Origin of the sequence: Aeromonas simiae (genome assembly GCF_000820125.1) — a bacterium.
Taxonomy (GTDB): Bacteria; Pseudomonadota; Gammaproteobacteria; order Enterobacterales; family Aeromonadaceae; genus Aeromonas; species Aeromonas simiae.
Map to the genome: position 1 here is coordinate 1 of NZ_CDBY01000039.1, position 25,336 is coordinate 25,336.

Genomic DNA, 25,336 nt, shown 5'->3' on the forward strand with positions numbered 1-25,336 from the left:
TCCCCCCACTTTCGCGGTTATAACCGGCCGGGCGCCGAGCTGACCCGTGGCCAGCCCGACTGGCGCGAGCAGTTCGACATCGGTGCCGAGCGCCGCGCCCTGACGCTGACTGTCGACTCGCCCCCCTGGGGACGGTTGCAGGGGCCGAATCAGTGGCCTGCCGCGCTGCCAGAACTTAGACCCGTGCTGCTGGCCTGGCAGCAGGCCATGACCCGGATGTCGCGCACCCTGCTTGGCGCCTTCGCCGAGGTGCTTGAACTGCCGCCCGCTGCCTTCGATGCCCTGCACGGAGAGCAACCCAATGAGCACATCAAGCTGATTCGCTACCCGGGTGAGCACGGTGCCACCCAGGGGGTCGGGCCGCACAAGGACTCCGGATTTCTGAGCTTCCTGCTGCAAGATAGCCAGCCTGGCCTTCAGGTCGAGGTGGTGCCGGATCACTGGATTGACGCGCCGCCGCGCCCTGGCACCTTTGTGGTCAACATAGGGGAGCTGCTGGAGTTGGCCAGCAACGGCTACCTGCGTGCCACGGTGCACCGGGTGGTGCCGCCTGCGGTAGGGCATGATCGCCTCTCCATCGCCTTTTTCCTCGGCGCTCAGCTGGATGCCGTGGTGCCTGTCTATCCCCTGCCCGAGGCGCTGGCCAGAGAGGCCAGGGGGGCGGCCACCGATCCGCTCAACCCGCTGCTGCGGGAGGTGGGATGGAACTACCTCAAGGGGCGGCTGCGCTCTCATCCTGACGTGGCACAGCGCCACTATGCCGATCTGCTGCCGGCGCCGCAGGCGCTGGCGGTCGGCGACACCTACTGATTGCACTGCAAGGAGCACACGATGAAAAAGAATGGACTGTTTTCCTTCGCCGGCGTGGCGCTGGCCCTCGGTTTTGCCTTCTCTTCCCAAGCCGCGCAGGCGCTGCGGGTTGCCGCCGATCCGCTGCCCCATGCCGAGATCCTCGGTGAGGTGAAACGCCAAGATCCCGCGCTGGATCTGCACGTGATCGAGCTGAGCGGCGGTATCAATGCCAATGAGTTGCTGGTGGCGGGGGACGTGGATGCCAACTACTTCCAGCATGTTCCCTACCTCAAGGATCAGGAGAAGGCGCTTGGCACCGAGTTCGTGGTGGCCGCGACCGTGCATGTGGAGCCGCTCGGCATCTACTCGAAAAAGTTCAAGCACCTCGACCAAGTGCCGGCCAAGGCGGTGATCGCCCTGCCCAACAACGTCACCAACCTGAGCCGGGCGCTCTATCTGTTGCAGAGCAAGGGGCTCATCACCCTCAAGGCGGGCTATCAGGATCCGGCGCGCGATCTGGCGACGGTGCAGGATATTGCCAGCAATCCCAAGGGGCTCAAGATCCTTGAGATCGAGGCGCCGCAACTGCCGCGTTCGCTCGATGATGTGGATCTGGCGGTGATCAACGGTAACTACGCCCTGGAGGCGGGGCTGGAGCCGGCCCGCGATGCGCTCGGGCTGGAGAGCGCCGAGCACAACCCCTATGCCAATATCCTGGTGACCACGCCAGCCCTCAAGGATGATCCCCGTATCCGCCAGTTGGCGCGGGATCTGGAGTCCAAGGCGATCGCCGACTTCATCCGCAAGAGTTACAAGGGATCGGTGATCCCGGTGGCGGGGCAGTCGTCATGATCGCGCTGGAGGGGCTCGGCAAGCGCTATCCAGGGCAGGCTCAGCCGGCGCTTGATGGGGTGTCGCTGCTCATCCCGGATGGGGCCATTTATGGCATCCTCGGGCGCAGCGGCGCCGGTAAGAGCACGCTCATTCGCTGCCTCAACCTGCTCGAGCGGCCAAGCAGCGGTCGCATCCTGGTCGATGGGAGCGACATCACCCGGCTGGAGGGGGCGGCACTGCGCCGCCACCGCCAGGCCACCGGCATGATCTTTCAGCATTTCAACCTGTTGCATGCCCGTAACGTGGCGGACAACGTGGCGGTGCCGCTGGAGATAGCCGGGGTGGCGCGCCGGGAGCGGGAGAGGCGGGTGAGCGAGTTGCTCGAGCTGGTGGGGCTTGGCGAGCATCGCCACGCCTTTCCCTCCCAGCTCTCGGGCGGCCAGAAGCAGCGGGTCGGCATTGCCCGCGCCCTGGCTGGCAACCCGCGTCACCTGTTGTGCGACGAGGCGACCAGTGCCCTAGATCCGGAGACCACCAGCGCGGTGCTGGCGCTGCTGGCGGACATCAACCGTCGCCTCGGGCTGACTATAGTGCTCATCACCCACGAGCTGGAGGTGGTCAAGGCCATCTGCGACCACGCGGCACTGCTTGAGCGGGGGCTGCTGGTCGAGAGCGGGGCGTTGCGTACCCTGCTGGCCAATCCGGACTCCCGAATGCGACGGGCCCTGTTGCCGGATCCCGAGCTCCAGCAGGCTTTCTTGCGCCGTCACGGGGTGGCTGAAGGGGGGCGTCTATGCAGAGTCGCCTGAGCTGGGAGGCCTGGTTCGATCTGATGTATCAGGCTTCCCTTGAAACCCTCTACATGGTCGGGATGGCGGCCCTCTTCACCCTGCTGCTGGGACTCCCAACCGGGGTGCTGCTGGTGGTGACCCGCGTCGGCGGTGTGTGGCCGCTGCCACGGCTCAATGCCGTGCTGGGGCTGGTCATCAACATGGGGCGTTCGCTCCCCTTTGTGGTGCTGTTGATCGCCCTCATCCCGCTGACCCGATGGGTGGTGGGGACAACCCTCGGCAGCACCGCCGCCATCGTGCCCATCACTCTTGGCGCCTTCCCCTTCTTCGCCAGGGTGGTCGAGAGTGCCCTCGATGAGGTGGACAGAGGGCGCATCGAGGCGGTGCTCGCCATGGGGGGCAATGGTTGGCACGTGGTGACCAAGGCGCTGTTGCCGGAGGCGCTGCCAGCCTTGCTGGCCGGGCTGACCCTGACGGTGGTGATGCTGATCGGCTTCTCCTCCATGGCGGGAGTCATTGGCGGTGGCGGGCTCGGGGATCTGGCGATCCGCTACGGCTATCAGCGCTTCAACGATCAGGTGATGGTGGGGACTGTGCTGGTGTTACTGCTGCTGGTGCAACTGGTGCAGGGCACAGGGGATCGGCTGGTTCGGGCCCTGGCCCATCGCCGTTAACCGGGGCGTGCCACTATCATCGGATCCCATGGGCACCGATGAGGCGTGACATCCTGTTTTCGCCTGCCGGAGGATATGTGCAAGCCGTGGTGCTCTACGGGCAACAAAAAAGCGAGCCGGTGGCTCGCTTTTTTATCGACTGGGGTCAAACCCGCATCAGGAGATGCGACGCTTGAACTCACCGGTACGGGTGTCGATTTCGATCTTGTCACCGATTTCCACGAAGGCGGCAACAGACAGCTCGAAGCCGGTACCAACCAGACGGGCCGGCTTGGTGACCTTGCCGGAGGTGTCGCCACGGGCGGCCGGCTCGGTGTACTCGACTTCACGTACGATGGTGGTCGGCAGTTCGACGGAGATGGCCTTCTCGTTGTAGAAGGTCACTTCGCAGGGGTCTTCCATGCCGTCTACCAGGTAGTTCAGCACGTCGCCCAGGTTGTCCTTCTCCACGTCGTACTGGTTGTAGTCGGTGTCCATGAAGACATACATGGGATCGGCGAAGTAGGAGTAGGTGCACTCCTTGCGCTCCAGCATGACCACTTCCATCTTCTCGTCAGCCTTGAAGACGGGCTCGGCGGCGCTGCCGGTCAGCAGACCCTTCAGCTTCATCTTAACCACGGCGGCGTTACGGCCGGATTTGTTGAACTCGGTCTTCTGAACCACCATGGGCTCGGTGCCGACCATGACCACGTTACCAGCGCGGATTTCCTGTGCGGTTTTCATGTAAAAAATTTCCTGTTCGTGAAACGGACGGATAAAAACTGCCAGATTATATCTTCGTTTCCAAAAATTTCACTAACCGAGTGACGAGATCGCCGCCGGCGATCAGGTCTCGGGGCCATTGTGCGGCATGTTCGCCCCAGATTTCCCGGTATTGCTCCCATTTTTGCCAGAGATCCTTGCACGATTCCCCCTGGTTGAGAGCCAGCATCATGCCCTGCACCCAGCTGGCCTGGGGCGCCGGCAGCGGAGCCAGATAGCGCGCGAGGAAGGCCTCCAGCTTGACCAGGTGGTAATCCTCCTCCTGCGGGTAGATGTGCCAGAGAAAGGGGCGGGCGGCCCACTGGGCGCGCACGAAGGAGTCTTCGCCGCGCACGATATTGAGATCGCACGACCAGAGCAGGCGATCGTAGCCGGCCTGATCGGTCATCGGCAGTATGGCGACCGTGAGCGCCCCATCCTGGACGCGAGCGCCCGGTTGGGCCGCCTCGACCCCGAGTGCGGCCAGCACCTGGGGCAGGGCGCGTCCGACCGGCACCAGCAGGGTGACCTGGTGCGGGCCTTGCCGCCATGCGTCGATCAGTGACGGCACGGCCGCGCTCTCGTAGGCAAACAGGCTGATGCGCAGCTCGCCCGGCGCGGGGGGCGCAAGACCCAGGCTCGCCCAGTAGGCGGCAAGGCCCGCCTGATCCGCCTGCCAGGCAGCGCGCTGCGCCAGCAGATCCCGCTCGCAGAGCAGGCCCCCCGTGCGCTCGGTAAAGCCCGGAAAGAAGAAGTATTTGTTGAGCCGCCCCTGGGGTGAGGGGAGGGCATGGCACCCCTCGACCCAGGCCTCGGCCGAGAGGTACTCGAGGTTGATCCAGGCCGGCGGGGGGCTCATGGCCTGCATGCGCGCCTTGTAGGGGGCGGGCAGCTCGCAGGCGAATGCCTCGATGACCACGCGGGCCGGCTCGCGATCGGCATCGGCGTGCCAGTGCTGGATGGTGATCCCCTGCTCGCACTGGGTCTCGCGCGCCGGATCGATGGCCGGGCAGATGCGGGAAAAACTCGCCAGATCGTCGACCCACAGGCGCACCGGGCCATGCCCCTCGTCGTGCAGCTGGCGCGCCAGCCGCCAGGTGACGCCGATGTCGCCGAAGTTGTCGACCACGGTACAGAAGATGTCGAAGGCAAAGGGCATGGGCTCTCCCGGGCAATAAAAAAACCGGCGTGCAGGGTAGCACGCCGGTCAGGGCCACTCTACGGGGTTACTCCTTGCCGTAGACGTTGTTCTCTTGCTCGCGCACCCGGATGAAGGTAGTGCGCTTGGTCAGCTCCTTGAGCTGGGCCGCCCCCACATAGGTGCAGGTGGAGCGCACCCCGCCCAGGATGTCGCGCACCGTGTTCTCGACCGGGCCGCGGTAGGGGAGCAGCACTGTCTTGCCCTCGGAGGCGCGGTAGCCGGCGACGCCGCCGGCATGCTTGTCCATCGCGCTCGACGAGCTCATGCCGTAGAACTTCATGAAGGGGGCGCCCTCCACCTCGACCAGCTCGCCGCCGCACTCCTCGTGGGCGGCCAGCATGCCCCCCAGCATCACGAAGTCGGCGCCGCCACCGAAGGCCTTGGCCACGTCACCCGGGCAGGTGCAGCCACCGTCACCGATGATCTGGCCGCCGAGGCCGTGGGCTGCGTCGGCGCACTCTATGATGGCGGAGAGCTGTGGGTAGCCGACCCCGGTCTTGACCCGAGTGGTGCAGACCGAGCCGGGGCCTATGCCCACCTTGACGATGTCGGCCCCCTCCAGGATCAGCTCCTCGACCATCTCGCCGGTCACCACGTTGCCGGCCACGATGACGTGGTTAGGGCAGGCCTCGCGCATCTTGCGCACGAAGGCGACGAAGGGCTCGGCATAGCCGTTGGCCACGTCGATGCAGATAAAGCGCAGCGCCGGGGAGAGGGCCAGGATTTCGCGGGTTTTGGCGAAGTCTCCCTCAGAGGTGCCGGTCGAGACCATGACGTGGCGCAGCACCGACTCGTCGCTGTGGGCCACGAACTGCTGCCACTGCTCCAGGCTGTAGTGCTTGTGCACCGCGGTCAACATCTCGAAACCGGCCAGGGCGCGAGCCATGGCGAAGCTGCCGACCGTGTCCATGTTGGCGGCGATCACGGGCACCCCCTGCCACTGGGTGCCGGAGTGCTTGAAGGTGAACTGGCGGGTCAGATTGACCTGGGAACGGCTCTTAAGGGTGGAGCGCTTGGGGCGGAACAGAACGTCCTTGAAACCGAGCTTCAGGTCTTCTTCGATACGCATGGCGGGGTCCTTTCAACTGTTAGGTAGTTGGCAGGCACAAAAAAACCGGCGGTTTTTCATGGCCTCCGGTTTACCACAGTCTAGCCAGAAAACCGCGCCCGGCAAGACTGATAATGCAACGCTGGATATGGTATCGTCGCTCTAATAACCTGAATTCACTCAGGGTTTCATTCGGCTATTCCCACCATCTTGTCGATCATCCCCACCATGCGCCCCAGTTCGGGCTTGGTGATGGTGTCATTGGCCCCCAGTTGCAGCGCCTTGGCGCGGTTATCATCGCTCATCAGCGACGAGAACATCACGATCGGCAGCGCGGTGAAGACCGGGTTGTCGCGCAGGCGCTTGAGCAGGTGCATGCCATCCATGCGCGGCATCTCCACGTCGCTCACCAGGGCGTTGAGGAAGGTGTTGACCGGCAGGTTCTCGGCCCGCGAATGCTCTTCGATGTCGGTCAGCATCTCCAGGGCGTCGCCCCCGTCCTTGGCGGTGATGACGTGATAGCCGGCGGTGCTCAGGGTGTTTTCGATCAGCTTGCGGATGAAGGCCGAGTCATCGACCACCAGTATGGTTCTGGACTCGCGCTGGGCCACGATGCGGTCGTTGAAGGCGACCCGGCGATCCTGGGTGACGTCGTACTTCTCCATGCTGAGTTCGGGGTTGATGGTGGCGACGATCTTCTCGAAGTCGAGGATCATGATGATGTTGCCGTCACGGCGCACCACCGCCACCACGCAGTCGTTCTCACCGGCCTCCAGAAACTGGCTGGGGGACTCCACGTCCTCCCACGATACCCGGTGGATCCGGCTCACGCTGTCGACCAGAAAGCCATTGGCCATGTTGTTGAAGTCGGTGACGATCACCACCTTGCCAGCTTGATCCGGCCGGGTCTTGACCCGCAGCCAGCCGGCCAGATCCACCATGGGGATCAGGCGATCGCGCAAGGAGAAGACCCCCACCATGTGGGGCTGGGCATTGGGGTAATCGGTGGTCTCCGGCACCCGGATCACCTCGCGCACCTTGGCGACGTTGATGCCGTAGTAGGCGGTCTTGCTGCTGCCATCCGGCATCTGTTTGTGAAGGTGGAACTCGATGATCTCGAGTTCGTTGGTGCCGCTTTCGGTCAGGATCGCACTCTGCATCCCGCTCCCTTTCTCACTCATGCTGACTCCCTAACAACCATATCCTTGACTACACGGCCGCAGTGGACGGTCGCTTCGCTACTTACCGGATTATCGGCAGCGAATGGGATTCGACCAGCGGAGTATCGACAAGTTGTGATTCGGGTCAGAAAAAGGCTTTTTTAACAATGTGATAGCAGAGTTAAAGGGATGGATTCAAGCCAGTCTCGCCGCGACGATCTGGCGCAGCCGGTTCAGCAGAGCCGGCTTGCCGGCGAGGCGGTGGCGCCGGGCCAGGGTCTCCCACGGGGTGTATTGCCAGATGGCGCCGATCAGCAGTGCCTGCTGCTCCGGTGGCCAGCGATGCAGCTCATCGGCGTGGATGAGCAGCCAGCGCCGTAGCGCTTCCTGACACAGCTCGAAGGGTTTGTGGTGGTGGGCAAAGCAGGTCAGTTCATCGCACTCCCATGGCTCGAGGGGGGGCACGTTAACGTGCTCGGGCAGGCACCAGGCGAGCTGACTTGGCGCCATGGCGCGCAGCTCGCCGGCCAGCAGGGCCGGCAGGGTGAGCAGGAAGCGGCGCTGCCATTCGCTCAGCTCAGCGGACACCCCTTCCCGCAGCGGGCTCAGCATCAATACCGCGTGGCTGCCGCTCGCGGCGTCCCGCTGTAAGCCGATGCGCACGGCCGAGAAGCCGGCGGCGCGCCAGAACGGCAGCAGATCCTCACCGGCCGAGAAGGCGCTGCCGAGGTAGTCAAATCCCTCGGCGTGGTAATGGGTGCTCAGGGCTCCAAGCAGGGTATGGCCCAGGCCGCGGCGGTGCAGCACGGGGTGGATGGCGATGCGCATGATGCGCGCATAGCGGCGCTCGCCGGCGCTTTTGAAGCCGGCGTGGGCGAGCAGCGATTGGGGCAGCAGCTGGCCACGCGGCCGGCGTCGGCCGGCCCAGATGGCCTGGGCCAGCTCCCCCTCGATGGGTCCCTCATGGGCCACCAGGGCCACACCTAGCAGGCTGCAGCCCGACTCGAGCAGGTGGATGTCGAGATCCGGCGCTTCCAGCAGGGTGCGCAGGTCGCTCGGCTTGGTTTGGTAGTGGGCCAGCACCAGCAGGCCGAATACCTGGTTGAGCAGGGGCTCGTCACCGGCCAGCGCCGCGGCACTGAGGCGGCGCCACGCTGGGGCCGCGCTCAGGGTCGGCTCGGCTGGGGTGGCGTCGAGCGCCAGCAGGCGGTGCACCAGGGGCTCTAGCGGATCGCGCCGGCTCCAGCGCACGGGGTCGTCCATGTGCAGCTCGCGCCAGCCCGGGGTGCGCCGCTCCAGGGTGCGCTTGAAGCGCAGGTGAAAGCCGCGACCGGTGCCTTCATATCCATGCTCTGTGGTGGCAAAGACGATGCGGTGGTAGTGGCCGAGCAGCCCCTCTAGCAGGGCGGCGGGGATGGCGGCGGCCTCATCCACCAGCAGCAGATCCAGCTCGCGGGGCTCGTCGAGCAGGTGATCCGGGCTGAAGAATGATATGCGCGGGTCCGCCTTGGCGTGGGCAAAGAGCGGATCCACCGTGGCGCGCGCGGGGGCCGTCACCCCGATCCGCAGCGACGGATCCTCATCCAGCAGCGCCCGTGCCGCCAGCCCCAATGCACTGCTCTTGCCTCTGCCGCGGTCGGCGCTCAAGACCAGCGGTCGCTTGCGGTGGCCGCGCAGCACCTGGCGGATCGCCGCGATGGCGGCCGCCTGATCCGCCGTATAGCGGTGTTGATCGCCAAGCGGCAACCAAGGATCGCCGGCCGGCGCAGGTTGCAGATCCAGGGCCGGATCCCCCGGCAGCAATGCAGCAAGCCGCTGCACAAAGCCGTGACCGCAGCGCGGCAGATCGACCGGATCGGCCACGAGACGCAATCGATCCGGATCGGCAAAGGCCGGCCAGCGCTCCCGTGACGGCGAGAGCAGGATCAGCAGGCCGCCTGCGCGCAGTGTGCCAGCCAGTGCGCCGAAGGCATCGGGATGAAAGCCGCTGAAGGCGTTGAACACCAGGGTGTCGCACTCCTGGCCGAGGCGGCGCAGCGCCTTGGCCGCCGGCAGCGGCCCATGGCAGGCAGGCCCTTCCCCCAGCCAGAAGATCTCGCCCCACAACCACGATTCGGCGCGGGCGATGCACTCCGGCTCATCCCCCTCGAGCCAGACGAGGCGGCGTTCACCACTCTGGCGCAGCTGCTGGCGCAGGGTCATGCACCGCGACCCGGGCGCGGCTCGAACATCTTGTCCCCGGTCTGGTCGATAAAGGTCTGCGCCTTGCGCAGCATGAAGTCGCGGGCATCGTTCGGGTTGACGAAGAGATCGGAGCGGATGAAGCGGTGCTCCTTGAGTTCACCTTCGATCTCGCGGGTGATGCGGCCAGCCAGGCGGAACTGCCCCCCCTCGGCCATCGGCTCGGGATAGATGAGGTAGCCCTGATACTCGGTCGGGGTTACCTGCGGGGCTTGGGGGCTGGCTGTGGAGCCGAACAAGGCGGTGAACAGTTTCTTCAGCATGGGATCCTCCGTGTTGAGCGCATTCTCCCCAAGGGGAAGGGGGGAGACAAGCAACTTATGCCTAAACGTTATTTGAGTGGCGAACCATTCTCATTTACATTTTTGCTGTTCCATCCCCATTGAGGTCATCCAGCATGTACGTCTGCCTTTGCCGTGGCATCACCGATACCCAGATCCGCCAGGCCGTTCAGTCGGGTAAGGATGATTTTCGCCAGTTGAAGCAGGCGCTCGAGGTCGGCTCCCAGTGCGGCAAGTGTGTGCGCATGACCCAAGAGATCATCCGCAGCGAACTCGACCAGCAGCCGCGCTATTACGAAGTCGCCTGATCCGCTGCGGTCATCTTTCTTGTCTATCCTTTGTCGGATGGACAGGGAGGGTTATCCATGAAAGGCGACACCAAGATCATTACTCACCTCAACAAGGCGCTTGGCAACGAGCTGATCGCCATCAACCAGTATTTCCTGCACGCCCGCATGTTCGATGACTGGGGGCTCAAGCGCCTTGGTCACAAGGAGTACCACGAGTCGATCGACGAGATGAAGCACGCCGACGAGCTGGTTAAGCGGATCCTGTTTCTCGAGGGGCTGCCGAATCTGCAGGATCTCGGCAAGCTGTGTATCGGCGAGAATGTCGAGGAGATGCTGCGCTGCGATCTTGAACTCGAGCTGGCGGCGATTCCGGATCTCAAGGCTGGGATCCACTATGCCGAGTCGATCCAGGACTACATCAGCCGGGATCTGCTGCGGGAGATCCTCGAAGATGAAGAGGAGCATGTCGACTGGCTCGAGACCCAGCTCGATCTCATCGATCGCATCGGTCTGGAGAACTATCAGCAGTCCCAGCTGCATGCGGAGAGTTCCTAAGATTTAACTTGAATAAATATCAACCAAAGAGCCCGTGAGTCACGGGCTCTTTGCATTTCAGCTGCATACCTTTTCAGTAAAGAAACGCATTGAAAAATAGGGTGATTTTTTGCCTGTGGGCTCACAAAATCGGAGCGGCCAGGAGGGCATATTGGCTCCGCCTTCAGGCGATACAATAACAGCAACAAGGATGCAAACAATGGCACAATCACACCATAAGGTGGCGCAGGCCTGCGCCATCGCACTGGTTCTTTCTGCATGTAACAGCAGCAATGACTCCTCTCCTCCCAAGGTGGATCCTGTCGCCACTCGCGCCGCACTGATGACGGTGATGAGCGATGCGCTGGCCGGCTCCAGCCGGCTGGATCCTTACGGCTTTGCTATCGACGCTGAGTCCATCGCCGCCCGTGGTGAGCTGGATCGCGCCCTGCTGGCACGCCTCGATGCGCTGGACCCGAGCGTACTGGCGCAGCGGGATCGCCTCTTTTACGACATGATCCACTGGGATCTGACGCTAGATGCGGAAGGGACGGCGCTGCCCCAGTCGCAGATCCCGATCCACCACTTCCGCAATCGAGTGGCGGATCTGGCCGGTGAGGTCGGCAGTGCCCCGGCTACCGGTCGCAGCGGCGCGCTGCGGGTCGCCCCCGGTTATGACTACTTTGGCGATGCCACACCTGAGTTGCTGGCCATCACCGAGCGCACCTGGCGCCAGGATCTCGGCCGTCACGATCGACCGACGCCGCAACCGGCCCCGTTGGCCCGTCAGGCGCAGACGCCAACCGCCTGGTATCAGGAGCACCTGGCCTGGCTCAAGGCTTATGACGCCTATCTGCTGGAGGTGAAGCAGCAGTTTGAGCAAGGATCGGCACGGGGCAACACCCTGCCGGACGAGCTGGTGGATCGGGTGGTCAAGCAGCTGTCGAGCAAGCTGGAGGGGGAACAGCTGGAGGGGAGTTATGCCGGTTGGAGCGCCATGCCGGGCGACATCGACAGCGCCTTGCGCGATGAGTACAAGCTGACCCTGGATGCCATCAACCAGCACTACGTGGCCCTGCGCGACTACCTCGACTACCGCAACGGGGGAGAATATGCGGTGCGCATCGGCAGCGGTGAATGCGACGACGGTTTCTGCGGCATGGCCGATGGCCGCGCATGGTATCGCTGGCTGCTGAAAAAACACACCACCACCACCATGACGCCGGAAGAGGTACACCAGCTCGGGCTGGGCGAGGTGGATCGCATCTTCACCGCCATGGTAGGGGTGTGCCACACGGTCGGCAAGTGTGCCAGCAGCGAGGTGGCCGAGGCCAAGCAGAGCGGCGAGATCTACGCCTTCTTCCGCTACCTGAACCAACCCCAGTTCTTCTACCAAAACCCCTATGAGGCGTGGAGCGAATCGGTCAATCCGGAGAGTCCGGGGAGCGCGTTGAACGAGGCGCAGCAGGCGGCGCTGGCCGAGCATAACCGGGCGCTGGCCGACTACCACGCCTTCAAGAACAAGGCGGCGCAGATCTTGCCCGACCTCTTCGATGCCGAGAAGACCATTCCCAGACTGGACTATGAGATAGTGCCGGTTGGCTACGGGGATGCCCCCTATGGCGGGGTGGCCTGGTACCAGAACGGCGATCCGGTGAGCGGGCGCAAGGGGCAGTTCTTCCTCAACACCTTCTACCCGTATGGGTTGCAGAGCTGGAACATCAGCACCCTGCTCTCCCACGAGGGGGCCCCCGGCCACCACTTCCAGATCACCATAGCCCAGGAGCTGGCCGCCAAGGACCCGCAGTTCCCTGCCTATATCGCCAACTCTGACTACACCGCCTATGCCGAAGGGTGGGCGCTCTACACCGAGTACCTGGCCGACCACGACATGGGGATCTACCAAGGGCGCGGCCTCTATGATCCGACCCAGGGCGACCCCAAGGTGGAGGGCTCGCCGGCCTTCAACAACCAGCTGCAATACTTCGGCCGCCTCAACGAGGAGATGTTGCGGGCGATGCGGCTGGTGGTCGACACCGGCCTGCACTGGTATGGCTGGAGCCACGACCAGGCGGTGCAGTACATGAAGGAGAACTCGGCGCTGGGGGATGGCGATATCGGCTCCGAGGTGCCGCGCTACATGGCCTATACCGGGCAGGCCACCTCCTACAAGGCGGGCCAGCTGACGCTGCTCAAGATGCGCGCCGCCGCCGAGCAGGCCCTCGGCAGCGGTTTCGATCTCAAGGCGTTCCACCACCATGTGCTGGAGTACGGCATGTTGCCCATGTCGGTGCTGGAGCAGAAGAACGCCCAGTGGATTGCCTCGCAGCAGTAGCCTGAGCGGCCTGCATGGCGCCGGGGGAGACCCCGGCGCTTTTTTTGTGCATGGTGGCGGTTCGCGCCGTCAGTAGTGAGGCGATGCGGCGGCGAGCTGGGCTATCCCCGCCTCCTTGTGGCGGGCTTCCTTTTGGCGGAGGCAGCGCACCCCCCACCGGGAGCCAACGAGGCCTCTGAAGGGCAGGGAACCACGTCGAGATCAAGGCCCCCATGGCCGGGGTGAATGGGTGTATTCGAAATCCAATTCTGAAATGGTGCATAACTAAGAATTTTTTATTGTTTATTTGTTTTTATTTCGAATCGTAATATCGCCTCATCCATGGGGGTGGCCCCGTGACGAAGGGGAGATTGAGATGGAACATGCACCGCTGCCGATCATCGATCTGGGCGCCCTGCTCGGGAGCCCGCAGGCCCGCACCGAACAGTTGGCGCTGCTGCGCCGTACCGCTCGCGAGGTGGGCTTTTTCTACCTGACCGGTCATGGCCTGGAGGCGGCGGCCCTGGCCGCGCCGCTGGCTCTTGGCGAGCGTCTGTTCGCCCTGCCGGCCGAGCAGAAACGGGCGGTGGCCATGCTTCACTCCCCCCACTTTCGCGGTTACACCGGCTTTGGTGCCGAGCTGACCCGTGGTCGCCCGGATCAGCGCGAGCAGTTCGACATCATGAACGAGGGCCAGGCCCTGGCCGAGGTGCGGCTACCCTGGCAGCGCCTCATCGGCCCCAATCAGTGGCCGGAGCGCCTGCCCGAGCTGCGTCCCCTCCTGCTTGGCTGGCAGTCACGCATGGGCCAGATCGGCAGCCAGTTGCTGGCCGCCTTCGCCGAGGCGCTCGGCCAGTCACCGGATATGTTTCATGACAATCTCTCCCCCGAACCCTATCTGCACACCAAGCTCATCCATTATCCCGGCGTGAGCGGCGGCGAGCGCCAGGGGGTCGGTGCCCACAAGGACCCGGGCTATCTCACCTTGTTGCTGCAAGACAGCCGGGGCGGGCTGGAAGTGGAGATGAACGGCCAGTGGGTGGCGGTGCCGCCCCTGCCGGGGGCGCTCATCGTCAACATCGGCGAGCTGCTGGAGCTCGCCTCCGACGGCTACCTGCGCGCCACCCTGCACCGGGTGGTGAGCCCAGCGGCCGGCATCGATCGCCTCTCCTGCGCGGTCTTCATGGCGGCCCGCCTCGATACCGAGGTGCCGCTGATGGCCCTGCCGGCCGAGCTGGCCGCCCTGGCCGAAGGGCCGCAGAGCGATCCGGCCAACCCCCTCTTTACCCAGGTGGGCGACAATGTTCTCAAGGGCCGACTGCGCTCCCACCCGGACGTGGCCGCGCGCCACTACCCTCAACCTGCGGTCGCATGACACCGGCCGGCATCGGAGAAGACCATGAAATTCAAGACCATGAGCGTACACAGCGGTCAGCGCCTCGATCCCCAGACCGGGGCACTGACCACCCCGCTCTACCAGAGCAGCACCTTCAGCTACTTCACCGCCGAAGAGGGGCGTGCCCGCTTCAGTGGCCAGAACCCGGGCTTCATCTACAGCCGTTTTGCCAACCCGACCACCGCCGAGCTGGAGCTGAAACTGGCCGCGCTGGAGGGGGCTGACGAGGCGCTGGTGGTGGCGAGCGGCATGGCGGCGGTGAGCGCCATTCTCTATGCCTTGACCAGTCAGGGGGATGAGATCGCCTACATAGGCCCGCTCTACGGCGGCACCGAGGCCTTCCTCAAGCAGACCTTCAGCCGCGCCGGGGTCACGGTGACCGGTTACGAGAGCGATCGGGATCTGCATGCCAACCTCAAGCCCGGCACCAAGCTGGTGCTGTTCGAGACGCTCACCAACCCGACCCTCAAGGTGATCGATCCGCGGCTGGTGGTGGAGGCGGCCCGGCGGGTTGGCGCCATCACGGTGTGTGACAACACCTTCCTGACACCCTATCTGCTGCGACCGCTCGAGCTGGGGGTCGATCTGGTGATGCACAGCGGCACCAAGTACCTGGGCGGCCACGGCGACATCATCGCCGGGGTGGTGGCGGGGGGCGCGGCCCTGATGAGCCGGGTGCGCACCGTGGCGCTCAAGCACATCGGCTCCCCCATCGGCCCGCAGGAGGCCTACCTGCTGCAACGCGGGGTCAAGACCCTGCCCCTGCGCATGGATGCCCATCTGCACAATGCCGGCAAGGTGGCGGCGTTTCTCGCGGAGCACCCGGCCGTGCAGCGCGTCATCTACCCCGGTCTTTCTGATCATCCCGGCCACGAGACGCTGGGCGCGGTGGCGAGCGGTTTTGGCGGCATGGTGAGCATTGAGCTTGCGGGGGGCTTTGCCCGCGCGGCGCGCTTTCTCGATCGGCTGAGCCTGTTCACCCAGGCGGTGAGCCTCGGCGATCTCGAGAGTCTGGCCTGCCACCCGGCCAGCACCACCCATGCCGCCATGGATGCGGCCAGCCGTGGCGCGGCCGGCGTCAGCGACGATCTCATCCGCCTCAGCATCGGGGTGGAGGATGCCGACGATCTCATCGCCGATCTGGCGGCCGCCCTGGCCGATTGAGCCGACACCTCGGCAAGAAGAGCGGGAGCCCATGGGCTCCCGCTCTGTGGTGACCGCCTTGCAGGGTTACTGCTGGCTGCCGTGCTCGGCGTGGTAGAGGGTCCACTCCTCCACCACCCGGCCATCGGAGAGGTGGCAGTAGCCGGTGACGCCGGCCGGTTCATCGCGCAGCTCCAGCTTGCCCCCGATATCGAAGCAGTAGACCGAGGCCGGATTGGCCATACCCACTGAGGGCGTGGGCTTGCCTGCCTCATCCGGGGCGCTGCTGCATCCGGCGAGCAGCAAGGGCAGCAGTGGCAACAGGTATTTCATGAGGGGCTCCTCGGGCGGGATCGTCGACGTTTACCCTACGCCGATGGCGAAGGGGCGGCAAGGCAGGGGAAGCAAACGGCCGCGCAGGTGCGCGGCCGTTGCGGCATGACCGGCCCCGGTGTGGGGCGCGGGCATTACTTGAAGACGCGAAAACGGGCGGCGTCATCCATGAAGGGTTTCTCGCCAGCCGGCTGCTCAATGCTGCCAAACGGCATCTGGGCGCGCAGACGCCAGCTTTCCGGCAGATTCCACGCTTGGCGGACCGCCTCGTCGATGATGGGGTTGTAGTGCTGCAAGGAGGCGCCGAGCTGCTCTTGAGCCAGGGCGGTCCAGACCGCGAACTGGGCGATCCCGGTGGAGTGCTCACTCCAAATCGGGAAGTTGTCTGCATAGGAGGCGAACTTGGCCTGCAGATCCTTGACGACGTCCTGATCTTCGAAGAAGAGAACGGTGGCAAAACCGGCGCGGAAACAGCCGTTAACCTTGTTTTCACTCTGCGCATAGGCCTCGGCCGGTACGAGCTTCTTGAGCTCGGCCTTGACGATATCCCACAGCTGGTGGTGGTGCTCACCAAACAGAATGACGACGCGGGAGCTCTGGGAGTTGAATGCGGAAGGGCTCTGGCGGACGGCTTCCTGGATCAGCGCAGTGAGCTGCTCCGGGGTGTGGGAGACCTTATCACCCAGTGCATAGATGGTACGGCGATGAGTGATCTGGTCGATAAACGCATTGCTCATGACAACTCCTTGCAAGTTGGTGGCGAGGGCAGTGCCGAAGGGCCGGCACGGCGTTCAGACTACACCTTCCGGGATCTCCGGCATACCACTGTCAGACCCGAAAGGAGCAATAACCGACAAGAGTTGTCGGAAAAGTCCCTCCATTGATAAACAAAAAATTCAATTAAATCAAATTTATATATAAATCCACACCGTCTTGGTCTCGCTTGGCATCATAGTGGCCGTTCCTAAACCAGGGGGCCTTTGTATAGTGACATGCGAGATATCAACCCAATGGAAGAGATATGCGTAGATTCACTTGCCTTGCCCTGACCATGCTGCTTGGTAGCGTACCGGCGCTGGCGTCGGAAACTCTGGGAACTGTGCTCGGAGGGGGGGCCGGTGGTGCCGCCGGGGCGGTCATCGGCAAAGAGCTGGGTGGTGATACTGGCGCCTTGATCGGTGCTGCCGTCGGTGGGGCTGCCGGGGGCAGTGTCGGGGCCGATCGCGGCAACAAGAATGAGGCGGCCATCGGTGGCGCCGTGGGGGCATTGAGTGGTGCCGCCCTCGGCAAGAGCGTGGGAGGCGACAGTGGTCAGCTGATCGGTGCCGGGGTCGGTGGTGCGACCGGGGCGGCGATCGGTGCCAAGACCGGTGATGGTCATGACAGTCGCGGTGATAACCACAATTACCACCACAACAAGCACAAGAAACATAAGAAGCACAAGAAACACCGTCATCACTGAGTGACGGCGTGCAATAAAGAAGGGCCCCATCGGGGCCCTTCTTTATTTGGCATCAGCTACTGAGCCACTTGCGAATGCGGTTCGCATCCCCCACCGGGGTACGCTTGCCCTGGGCGTTGAGCAGTATGATGGCCAGCTCGCGGCTGCCGGGTTTGGCGCGCATCACCAGGCAGCGGCCCGCTTCGTTGGTGTAACCGGTCTTGGAGAGACGAACGCTCCAGTCAGGGTTCTTCACCAGCGGGTTGGTGTTGTTGAACATCAGGCTGTAGCTCGGCTTGGCGAAGCGCATCTCGCGGTTCGGATCCTGGGTGAACTGGCGGATCAGCGGCTGGCGATAGGCGACGGCCACCAGCTTGGCGAGATCGCGGGCGGTGGAGACGTTGCGGGTCGAGAGCCCGGTCGAGTCGACGAAGCGGGTGTTGCGCATGCCGAGCTGGCGCGCCTTCTGGTTCATGGCGCGTACGAAGGCCGCCTTGCCGCCCGGATAGTGGCGGGCCAGTGCCGAGGCCATGCGGTTCTCGGAGGACATCAGTGCCAGATGCAGCGCATCGCGGCGGCTCACCTTGGTGCCCATCTGGATGCGGGAGTGGGTGCTCTTGATGCGATCGCGATCGTTGTCGTCGATGGTCAGGGTCTGCCCCAGGCTTTGGCGCGCTTCAAGCACCACGACGGCCGTCATCAGCTTGGTGAGGGAGGCGATGGGACGTACCTGATTGGGGTTCTTCTGGTACAGGGTGCGCCCGGTGGCGACATCGATCACCAGGGCGTTGCCGGACATGACGCCGGGGCTGGCAGACTTGGCCTGGGAGGCCGGGGTAAACAGGAGGGCGCCGGTCAGCAGCCCCAACAAACCAAAGACACGCAACGAGAACCCCATACAACGACTCCTGACAGCACGACGGGCGCTTGCCCATCGAAAAAGGGCGCTAGATTCACTCATTTTTGCAGGGGGAAAACAAGAGCGCCGGCGGCTTTTTTTTCTGCTCGCCGGCGCGCTGCCGTCATTGCGTTATTTGTCGCCGCGCTTGCGTAGCTGGCGCCAGATGATGGCCCCCAGCCCCAGCACCAGCAGCACGATGGGCAGGTAGAGGATGAAGCTCAGGAACTGGCTCTGGTAGGTCTCGGCCAGCTTGGTGTGGCTGATGTAGTAGCCGAAGGACACCAGGGGGGTGCACCACATGATGGCGCTGATGAGGTTGATGATGAGAAAGCGCCCCTGCGGGATCTCGGCCGCCCCCACGATGCAGGGGTAGACGGTGCGCACGAAGGCGATGTAGCGGGCGGTGATCAGGGTCAGGATGCCGTACTTGTTGAGCAGGTAGTAGGCCTTCTCTTGGTGCGGCTTGTCGATGTGAGAGAGCAGGCGATGGTAGAGCTGGGTGTGGCCGAAGAAGCGCCCCTGCATGTAGCCGAGCCAGGTGCCGAAGAAGGAGCAGGCGATCAGCATCGGCAGTACCAGCCAGGAGACCACGTCCTGATAGATGAGTACGCCGGTCAACACCAGCAGGCTGTCCCCCGGCAGAAAGGCGGTGGGCAGAAAACCATTTTCCAGGACCATGAACAGCGCCAGCATGACGCACAGCATGATAGACAACTTGGGATCGGAAAGGGCGACCAGATCCAGATTCATGAACGCATGAGCTAGGTGATAAAACTGCTCGATCATTGCTCGCTCCGCTCGGTGTGTTCGGGGGATCGGCTGGCCAGTACCTTGTCGATACGCAGACCATCCATGTCGACGATCTCCAGTTGCCACTGCTCTAGGGTCAGGAGTTCGCCGGTTTTGGGGATACGGCCCAGCAGGAACATGATGAGGCCGCTCAGAGTATGGTAGTGGTGTTTGTCCTCTTCCGGCAGGCGGGCGAGGGCCAGGCTGTCTTTGAGCTCGGGCAGCGGGATCAGGCCATCGAGCAGCAGGCTGCCGTCGGCGCGCTCCACCACCCAGTTCTCGTCGGAGGCATCGACCGGGAAGTCGCCAGCCAAGGCTTCCAGCAGGTCACGCTGGGTCACCAGCCCCTGCAACTCGCCATATTCGTCCACCACCAGGGCCAGCGGCTCGGGGTGGGTGCGAAAGTGATTGAGCAGCTCAAAGCCGTGCAGGGTCTCGGGCAGCAGGCTGCCGCTTTGTACCATGGCGCGCAGGTTGACCGGCTCGCCGCGCACGAAGGCTTCCAGCACCCGGGTGGCGTGCAGGATACCGATGACGTTGGAGAGCGAGCCGGCGCACACCGGGTAGTAGCTGTGCTGGTGGGCGGTGATGCGCTGGAGGTTCTCCTCGAGCGGCTGCTCGAGGTCGATGAAGTGGATGTCGCTGCGCGGCACCATCAGCGAGGAGAGGGAGCGCTCGTCCAGGCGGAACACGTTGCGCAGCATGGCGTGCTCTTGATCTTCAATCACCCCGGCCTGGGAGCCCTCCACCAGCATGGCGTGGATCTCCTCCTCGGTGACGTTGTTGGCGCCATCTTGGCGCACCCGCAGCAGGCGCAGGCTGGCATTGGTCGAGGCGGAAAGCAGCCAGACGAAGGGGCGGGTCAGCATGGCCAGCCACAACATGGGGCGGGCCACCAGGCAGGCGATGCGCTCGGCACTGATCTGGCCGAGCCGCTTGGGCACCAGCTCACCGATGACGATGGAGAGATAGGTCACCACGACCACCACAGAGACGGTGGCGAGCAGGGAGCTGGCGCGCGGGGTGAGTCCCCACTCCTGTAGCCAGAGGGCAAACGGCTGGGCCAGCACCGCCTCGCCGTAGATACCGTTGAGCAGGCCGATGCTGGTGATGCCGATCTGCACGGCAGAGAGAAAATTGGTCGGCTCTTCTGCCAGTCGCAGGGCGATACGTGCCCCCTTGCTCCCCTCTTCGGCCAGTCGGCTGAGTCGAGCTTTGCGGGCGGTGACGATGGCGATTTCAGACATGGCGAAGATGCCGTTGAGCAGAATCAATCCGATGAGGATCAATAATTCCATAGAGGTGTGATGGTTCCGGTAAGACAGTGCGCTCGCATTCTAATGAATTTACCCGCGTTGCGCTTGTAAAACCTGAGTCTGAGGCGTCGGTAGCGGTGAGCAAGTGTGATCGGCTCCGCCAAATGAAAAGACCCCCTGTGACAGGGGGTCTTATTCACTCGAGGTTCAGCTTAAAGCGCGGCGATATCGCGCTGCTGGGCCTCCAGCTTGGCCAGTTGGCCACGGTAGTCGGCGAGCTTCTCGCGCTCCTTGGCGATGACCGCTTCCGGTGCCTTGGCCACGAAGGCCTCGTTGCCGAGCTTGCCTTCGATGCGGCCGCATTCGCCGGAGAGCTTGGCGATCTCCTTGGCCAGACGAGCCAGCTCGGCCTCCTTGTCGATGAGGCCGGCCATGGGGATCATCAGTTCGGTGTCACCGACCAGCTTCTTGACGGAAAGGGGCACGGCTTCGCCTTCTGCCAGCACGCGGATGGAGGCGAGCTTGGCCAGGGTCTTGAGGAAGGTCTCGTTCGCCATGGCGCGCTGGGCATCGACCTCGTTGCAGGCGAGCAGCACCTCAAGCGGGACGCTCGGGGCCACGTTCATCTCGGCGCGGATGTTGCGGATGCTGACGATGAACTGCTTCACCCACTCTTGATCCGCCAGCGCGGCCTCGTCCACCTTGGCGGCATCGAACGCCGGGAACGCCTGCACCATGATGGTGTCGGCGTGGATGCCGGCCAGCGGGGCCACCGATTTCCAGATGGTCTCGGTGATGAAGGGGATGATGGGGTGGGCCAGACGCAGCAAGGTCTCGAGGACGTTGACCAGGGTGTGGCGGGTGGCGCGCTGCTCGGCCTCGGAGCCGTTCCATAGCACCGGCTTGGTCAGCTCCAGATACCAGTCGCAGAACTGGTTCCAGATGAACTCATAGAGCACGCCGGCCGCGATATCGAAGCGGTAGGTATCGAGGGCGGCACGCAAGTCGCGCACGGCCAGTTGCAGCTGGGACTGGATCCAGCGATCCGCCAGGCTGAACTGCATCTCGCCACCATTGAGGCCGCAGTCTTGATCCTCGGTGTTCATCAGCACGTAGCGCGAGGCGTTCCACAGCTTGTTACAGAAGTTGCGGTAGCCATCGAGACGCTTCATGTCCCAGTTGATGTCGCGGCCGGTGGAGGCCAGCGCCGCCAGGGTGAAGCGCAGGGCGTCGGTGCCGTGGGCCTCGATCCCTTCCGGGAACTGCTTGGCGGTGCGCTTGCCGATCTTCTCGGCCATCTGCGGCTGCATCATGTTGCCGGTGCGCTTCTCGAGCAGATCGTCCAGAGAGATGCCGTCGATCATGTCGAGGGGATCGAGCACGTTGCCCTTGGACTTGGACATCTTCTGCCCTTCCTCATCGCGGATGAGGCCGGTGATGTAGACCGTCTTGAACGGCACCTGCGGCTGGCCGTCTTCGTCCTTGATGAAGTACATGGTCATCATGATCATCCGGGCAATCCAGAAGAAGATGATGTCAAAGCCGCTCATCAGCACGTCGGTCGGGTGGAAGGTCTTGAGCGCGTCGGTCTTCTCCGGCCAGCCCAGGGTGGAGAAGGTCCACAGGGCGGAGCTGAACCAGGTGTCGAGCACGTCTTCGTCCTGACGCAGCACGGTCACCGCCGGGATATTGTGCTTGGCGCGCACTTCGTCCTCGCTGCGGCCAACAAATACGTTGCCGGCTTCGTCATACCAGGCCGGGATGCGGTGACCCCACCACAGCTGACGGGAGACGCACCAGTCCTGAATGTCGCGCATCCAGGAGAAGTACATGTTTTCGTACTGCTTGGGCACGAACTGGATGCGGCCATCTTCCACCGCCTCGATGGCGGTCTTGGCCAGCGGGGCCACGCGCACGTACCACTGGTCGGTCAGCATCGGCTCGATGGGCACGCCGCCGCGATCGCCGTACGGCTGTTGCAACACGTGATCCTTGGTCTCTTCGAGCAGGCCCAGCGCTTCCAGCTTGGCCAGGATCGCCTTGCGGGCAGCGAAGCGTTCCAGACCGGCGAACTCGCTCGGCAGGGCGGCGTCATAGACGTCGGCGGCATTGCCTTCGCTGTCGAACACCTCGGCTTCGGCGCGCACATGGGCGTCGAGGGTGAAGATGTTGATCATCGGCAGGCTGTGGCGCTTACCCACCTGGTTATCGTTGAAGTCGTGGGCCGGGGTGATCTTCACGCAGCCGGTGCCCTTCTCCATGTCGGCATGCTCGTCGGCGACGATGGGGATCAGGCGGTTAACCAGCGGCAGCTGGATGTGCTGGCCGATCAGGGCCTGATAGCGCGGATCGTTCGGGTTAACGGCGACGGCGGTGTCACCGAGCATGGTTTCCGGACGGGTGGTGGCGACAATCAGGTACTCCTTGCCCTCGGCGGTCTTGGCGCCGTTGGCCAGCGGGTAGCGCAGGTGCCACATGTGGCCCTTCACTTCCTTGTTTTCCACTTCCAGATCGGAGATGGCGGTGCCGAGCTTGGGGTCCCAGTTCACCAGGCGCTTGCCGCGGTACATCAGGCCATCTTCGTGGAGGCGTACAAACACCTCCTGCACGGCCTTGGAGAGGCCCGGGTCCATGGTGAAGCGCTCGCGCTCCCAGTCTACGGAGTCGCCGAGACGACGCATCTGGCGGGTGATGGTGCCGCCGGACTCCTCCTTCCACTGCCAGATCTTGTCGATGAAGGCATCACGGCCGTAGTCGTGACGGGTCTTGCCCTCTTCGGCGGCGATCTTGCGCTCCACCACCATCTGGGTGGCGATACCGGCGTGGTCGGTACCGGCCTGCCACAGGGTGTTCTTGCCCAGCATGCGGTTGTAGCGGATCAGGGTATCCATCAGGGTCTGCTGGAAGGCGTGACCCATGTGCAGGCTGCCGGTGACGTTGGGCGGCGGAATCATGATGCAGAACGATTCCTGGCTGGTGTCGCCGTGCGGCTTGAAGTAGCCCTGAGATTCCCAGTGCTGGTAGAGCGCCTGTTCGATGGCGTTGTGGTTGAAGGTTTTTTCCATGGTGTCGCTGTTTTCCGAAGAATCTAAAAGGGGTGACAGTCAGGGGGCGGGCGCCGGAGGCGGCTCGAGCATCTCGAGCGTATGCCCGGCCTGACGATAGGCCTTGTATCGCTCGCGGGCCTGCTGCTTGTCGCGCTCGTTAGTGGGGACAAAATCTACCACTTGAGCGAACTCTCCTGCAAACAAAGGTGCCTCATCGGTGAGGTTGATGAGGCGGGCATAGCGTCGGCGTGGCGGCTGATGGCCAATTTCGACCGGTGCCTGACCCGTTTCGCCTTGCAACTGGTGCGGCACGAAACGATCGGCCGGCAGTTGCCACAGGCGCTCGTCGAGGGCGAGTGACTCGCCCTCGTCACGGCACAGGCAATAGATGTGCCCGCCGCTCCAGGTCTCGGCAATCAGCCGGCATACCAGGGCTTCGCGGTCGTCGTCCTGCATCAGGTAGAAGGTGACGTGGCTCATGTTCTCTCCTGCGGGCCCATCAATGAAACAAGGAAGAGGGGGCGCCTCTTCCTTGCGTGAGTGGGAATCGCGGTGGATTCCTCAATCCTTGACTTCGATGTCCACGCCGGCCCGGTTCAGCAGGAACTGGGTCAGCAGGGGCACGGGTCGCCCGGTGGCGCCCTTCTCCTTGCCGCTCTTCCAGGCGGTGCCTGCAATGTCGAGGTGCGCCCAGTTGTACTTCTTGGTGAAGCGGGAAAGGAACGCGGCGGCGGTGATGGTGCCGGCCGGGCGGCCACCGACGTTGGTCATGTCGGCGAACGGGCTCTCCAGCTGCTCCTGGTACTCGTCGAACAGGGGCAGACGCCAGGCGCGATCACCGGCCTGCTCCGAGGCGCCGAGCAGCTCGGAGGCCAGCGGATTGTGGTTGGCCAGCAGGCCCGAGGTGTGGTGACCCAGGGCGATGACACAGGCGCCGGTCAGGGTCGCCACGTCGATCACGGTATCGGGCTCGAAGCGGTCGACATAGGTGAGGGCGTCGCACAGCACCAGGCGCCCCTCGGCGTCGGTGTTGAGCACCTCGATGGTCTGGCCGGACATGGAGGTGAGGATGTCGCCGGGGCGGTAGGCGTTGCCACCGGGCATGTTCTCACAACCGGCCAGCACGCCGACCACGTTGATCGGCAGTTGCAGTTCGGCCAGGGCGTGCAGGGTGCCAAGCACGGCGGCAGCGCCCCCCATGTCGTACTTCATCTCGTCCATGCCATCGGCTGGCTTGATGGAGATGCCGCCCGAGTCGAAGGTCAGCCCCTTGCCCACCAGCACGACCGGCTTGGCGTCCGGGTGACCCTTGTACTCGATCACCGCCATCATGGCTTCGTTCTCGGAGCCGCGCGCCACCGCCAGGTAGGAGTTCATGCCGAGCTCGGCCATCTCCTGCTCGCCGATCACCTTGGTGGTGATGTTGTCGTAGGCATCGGCCAGACGGCGGGCCTGGGAGGCCAGGTAGGCCGGGTTGCAGACGTTGGGCGGCATGTTGGCCACGTCACGGCACACCTTGACGCCGCGCGCCACGGCCAGCCCGTGGGCGATGGCCTTCTCGCCTACCGTCAGTTCACGACGCGTCGGCACGTTGAACACCAGCTTGCGCAGGGGACGGCGTGGCTCGGCCTTGTTGGTCTTGAACTGATCGAAGGAGTAGAGGCCGGCCTTGGTGGCTTCGACGGCCTGACGCACCTTCCAATAGGTGTCGCGACCCTTGACGTGCAGCTCGGTGAGGAAGCAGACCGCCTCCATGGAGCCGGTTTCGTTCAGGGTGGTGATGGTCTTGTTGATGATCTGTTTGTACTGGCGTTCGTCGAGCTCGCGCTCTTTGCCGCAGCCCACCAGTAGCACCCGCTCGCTCAGTACGCCGGGTACTTGGTGCAGCAGCAGCATCTGGCCAGGCTTGCCTTCCAGGTCGCCACGGCGCAGCAGCGAGCTGATGTAGCCGTCGCTGATCTTGTCCAGTTGCTCGGCTACTGGCGAGAGGCGACGCGGCTCGAAGACGCCGACGACAACGCAGGCGCTGCGTTGTTTCTCGGGGCTGCCACTCTTAACACTGAACTCCATGCAATCTCCTAGATCTAAAGACAAGCCACGGCTTTTCATGAATAATGAGGCGCTCGTCG

General features: G+C 63.8%; 24 protein-coding genes. 10 read left to right on the forward strand and 14 right to left on the reverse strand.

Annotated elements, in window-relative coordinates; genetic code table 11:
* The 4 genes from BN1134_RS06690 to BN1134_RS06705 all read left to right on the forward strand — a co-directional run.
* A partial coding sequence (locus BN1134_RS06690) for an isopenicillin N synthase family dioxygenase (RefSeq protein WP_042046124.1) occupies positions 1 to 810 on the forward strand: 810 nt, incomplete at its 5' end.
* Positions 811 to 831: 21 nt separating this feature from the next.
* The gene (locus BN1134_RS06695; RefSeq protein ID WP_042046125.1) at positions 832 to 1,644 is read left to right on the forward strand and encodes a MetQ/NlpA family ABC transporter substrate-binding protein; all 813 of its coding nucleotides are present in this window, start codon (positions 832 to 834) and stop codon (positions 1,642 to 1,644) included.
* Positions 1,641 to 2,435: a methionine ABC transporter ATP-binding protein gene (locus BN1134_RS06700; protein ID WP_084214736.1), complete on the forward strand. Its 795-nt coding sequence runs from the start codon at positions 1,641 to 1,643 to the stop codon at positions 2,433 to 2,435. The genes BN1134_RS06695 and BN1134_RS06700 overlap by 4 nt, the downstream gene beginning before the upstream one ends.
* Positions 2,420 to 3,091 (forward strand): methionine ABC transporter permease, encoded by a 672-nt coding sequence (locus BN1134_RS06705; protein WP_042046126.1) that lies wholly within the window; start codon positions 2,420 to 2,422, stop codon positions 3,089 to 3,091. Before BN1134_RS06700 ends, BN1134_RS06705 begins: the two co-directional genes overlap by 16 nt.
* Before the next feature lie 156 nt (positions 3,092 to 3,247).
* Here BN1134_RS06705 and efp read toward each other — a convergent pair whose 3' ends face one another.
* The 6 genes from efp to BN1134_RS06735 all read right to left on the reverse strand — a co-directional run bounded on the left by efp (position 3,248) and on the right by BN1134_RS06735 (position 9,745).
* Positions 3,248 to 3,814: an elongation factor P gene (gene efp / locus BN1134_RS06710; RefSeq protein ID WP_042046127.1), complete on the reverse strand. Its 567-nt coding sequence runs from the start codon at positions 3,812 to 3,814 to the stop codon at positions 3,248 to 3,250.
* Positions 3,815 to 3,860: 46 nt separating this feature from the next.
* The gene (earP, locus tag BN1134_RS06715; RefSeq protein WP_042046128.1) at positions 3,861 to 4,991 is read right to left on the reverse strand and encodes an elongation factor P maturation arginine rhamnosyltransferase EarP; all 1,131 of its coding nucleotides are present in this window, start codon (positions 4,989 to 4,991) and stop codon (positions 3,861 to 3,863) included.
* A 67-nt stretch (positions 4,992 to 5,058) separates the two neighbouring features.
* Complete coding sequence (locus BN1134_RS06720; protein ID WP_042046130.1) at positions 5,059 to 6,102, reverse strand: GMP reductase; 1,044 nt, start codon at positions 6,100 to 6,102, stop codon at positions 5,059 to 5,061.
* Between the two features lie 167 nt (positions 6,103 to 6,269).
* Positions 6,270 to 7,262, reverse strand: coding sequence for a chemotaxis protein (locus tag BN1134_RS06725; RefSeq protein ID WP_042046131.1), 993 nt, complete (start codon positions 7,260 to 7,262; stop codon positions 6,270 to 6,272).
* Positions 7,263 to 7,436: 174 nt separating this feature from the next.
* Positions 7,437 to 9,443, reverse strand: a complete 2,007-nt coding sequence (locus BN1134_RS06730; protein ID WP_042046132.1) for a tRNA(Met) cytidine acetyltransferase TmcA — start codon at positions 9,441 to 9,443, stop codon at positions 7,437 to 7,439.
* Entirely contained in the window at positions 9,440 to 9,745 is a 306-nt protein-coding gene (locus BN1134_RS06735) for an HlyU family transcriptional regulator (protein WP_042046134.1), read from the reverse strand. Before BN1134_RS06735 ends, BN1134_RS06730 begins: the two co-directional genes overlap by 4 nt.
* A 134-nt stretch (positions 9,746 to 9,879) precedes the next feature.
* Between BN1134_RS06735 and bfd the strand changes: the two genes are divergently transcribed.
* From bfd to BN1134_RS06760, 5 genes are all read left to right on the forward strand, one after another.
* Positions 9,880 to 10,071: a bacterioferritin-associated ferredoxin gene (bfd, locus tag BN1134_RS06740; RefSeq protein ID WP_042046136.1), complete on the forward strand. Its 192-nt coding sequence runs from the start codon at positions 9,880 to 9,882 to the stop codon at positions 10,069 to 10,071.
* 57 nt (positions 10,072 to 10,128) lie between these two features.
* A complete protein-coding gene (gene bfr, locus BN1134_RS06745) occupies positions 10,129 to 10,608 on the forward strand; it encodes a bacterioferritin (RefSeq protein WP_042046138.1) in 480 nt (159 codons plus the stop codon).
* A gap of 199 nt (positions 10,609 to 10,807) precedes the next feature.
* Entirely contained in the window at positions 10,808 to 12,922 is a 2,115-nt protein-coding gene (locus BN1134_RS06750) for a DUF885 domain-containing protein (RefSeq protein WP_042046140.1), read from the forward strand.
* Between the two features lie 355 nt (positions 12,923 to 13,277).
* Complete coding sequence (locus BN1134_RS06755; RefSeq protein ID WP_042046141.1) at positions 13,278 to 14,276, forward strand: isopenicillin N synthase family dioxygenase; 999 nt, start codon at positions 13,278 to 13,280, stop codon at positions 14,274 to 14,276.
* A 24-nt stretch (positions 14,277 to 14,300) separates the two neighbouring features.
* Positions 14,301 to 15,461 carry a trans-sulfuration enzyme family protein gene (locus BN1134_RS06760; RefSeq protein ID WP_042046142.1) on the forward strand — a complete coding sequence of 387 codons (1,161 nt, stop codon included), beginning with the start codon at positions 14,301 to 14,303 and terminating at the stop codon, positions 15,459 to 15,461.
* A 66-nt stretch (positions 15,462 to 15,527) separates the two neighbouring features.
* Here BN1134_RS06760 and BN1134_RS20285 read toward each other — a convergent pair whose 3' ends face one another.
* Positions 15,528 to 15,773: a putative hemolysin gene (locus BN1134_RS20285; RefSeq protein WP_042046143.1), complete on the reverse strand. Its 246-nt coding sequence runs from the start codon at positions 15,771 to 15,773 to the stop codon at positions 15,528 to 15,530.
* Positions 15,774 to 15,907: 134 nt separating this feature from the next.
* A complete protein-coding gene (locus tag BN1134_RS06770; protein ID WP_042046144.1) occupies positions 15,908 to 16,510 on the reverse strand; it encodes a nitroreductase family protein in 603 nt (200 codons plus the stop codon).
* A gap of 284 nt (positions 16,511 to 16,794) precedes the next feature.
* On the opposite strand from BN1134_RS06770, the gene BN1134_RS06775 reads away from it, so the two are divergent.
* Complete coding sequence (locus tag BN1134_RS06775; protein WP_042046145.1) at positions 16,795 to 17,235, forward strand: YMGG-like glycine zipper-containing protein; 441 nt, start codon at positions 16,795 to 16,797, stop codon at positions 17,233 to 17,235.
* Positions 17,236 to 17,287: 52 nt separating this feature from the next.
* Here BN1134_RS06775 and pbpG read toward each other — a convergent pair whose 3' ends face one another.
* From pbpG to pepA, 6 genes are all read right to left on the reverse strand, one after another.
* The gene (gene pbpG / locus BN1134_RS06780) at positions 17,288 to 18,112 is read right to left on the reverse strand and encodes a D-alanyl-D-alanine endopeptidase (protein WP_042046146.1); all 825 of its coding nucleotides are present in this window, start codon (positions 18,110 to 18,112) and stop codon (positions 17,288 to 17,290) included.
* Positions 18,113 to 18,244: 132 nt separating this feature from the next.
* Positions 18,245 to 18,898: a DedA family protein gene (locus tag BN1134_RS06785; protein WP_042046188.1), complete on the reverse strand. Its 654-nt coding sequence runs from the start codon at positions 18,896 to 18,898 to the stop codon at positions 18,245 to 18,247.
* Positions 18,898 to 20,202, reverse strand: a complete 1,305-nt coding sequence (locus BN1134_RS06790) for a hemolysin family protein (protein WP_042046147.1) — start codon at positions 20,200 to 20,202, stop codon at positions 18,898 to 18,900. The genes BN1134_RS06785 and BN1134_RS06790 overlap by 1 nt, the downstream gene beginning before the upstream one ends.
* Positions 20,203 to 20,372: 170 nt before the next feature.
* A complete protein-coding gene (locus tag BN1134_RS06795; RefSeq protein ID WP_042046148.1) occupies positions 20,373 to 23,225 on the reverse strand; it encodes a valine--tRNA ligase in 2,853 nt (950 codons plus the stop codon).
* Between the two features lie 39 nt (positions 23,226 to 23,264).
* On the reverse strand, positions 23,265 to 23,687 hold the full coding sequence (locus BN1134_RS06800) for a DNA polymerase III subunit chi (protein WP_042046149.1): 423 nt from the start codon (positions 23,685 to 23,687) through the stop codon (positions 23,265 to 23,267).
* Positions 23,688 to 23,768: 81 nt separating this feature from the next.
* Positions 23,769 to 25,277 (reverse strand): leucyl aminopeptidase, encoded by a 1,509-nt coding sequence (gene pepA / locus BN1134_RS06805; RefSeq protein ID WP_042046150.1) that lies wholly within the window; start codon positions 25,275 to 25,277, stop codon positions 23,769 to 23,771.
* Positions 25,278 to 25,336 lie beyond the last annotated feature (59 nt).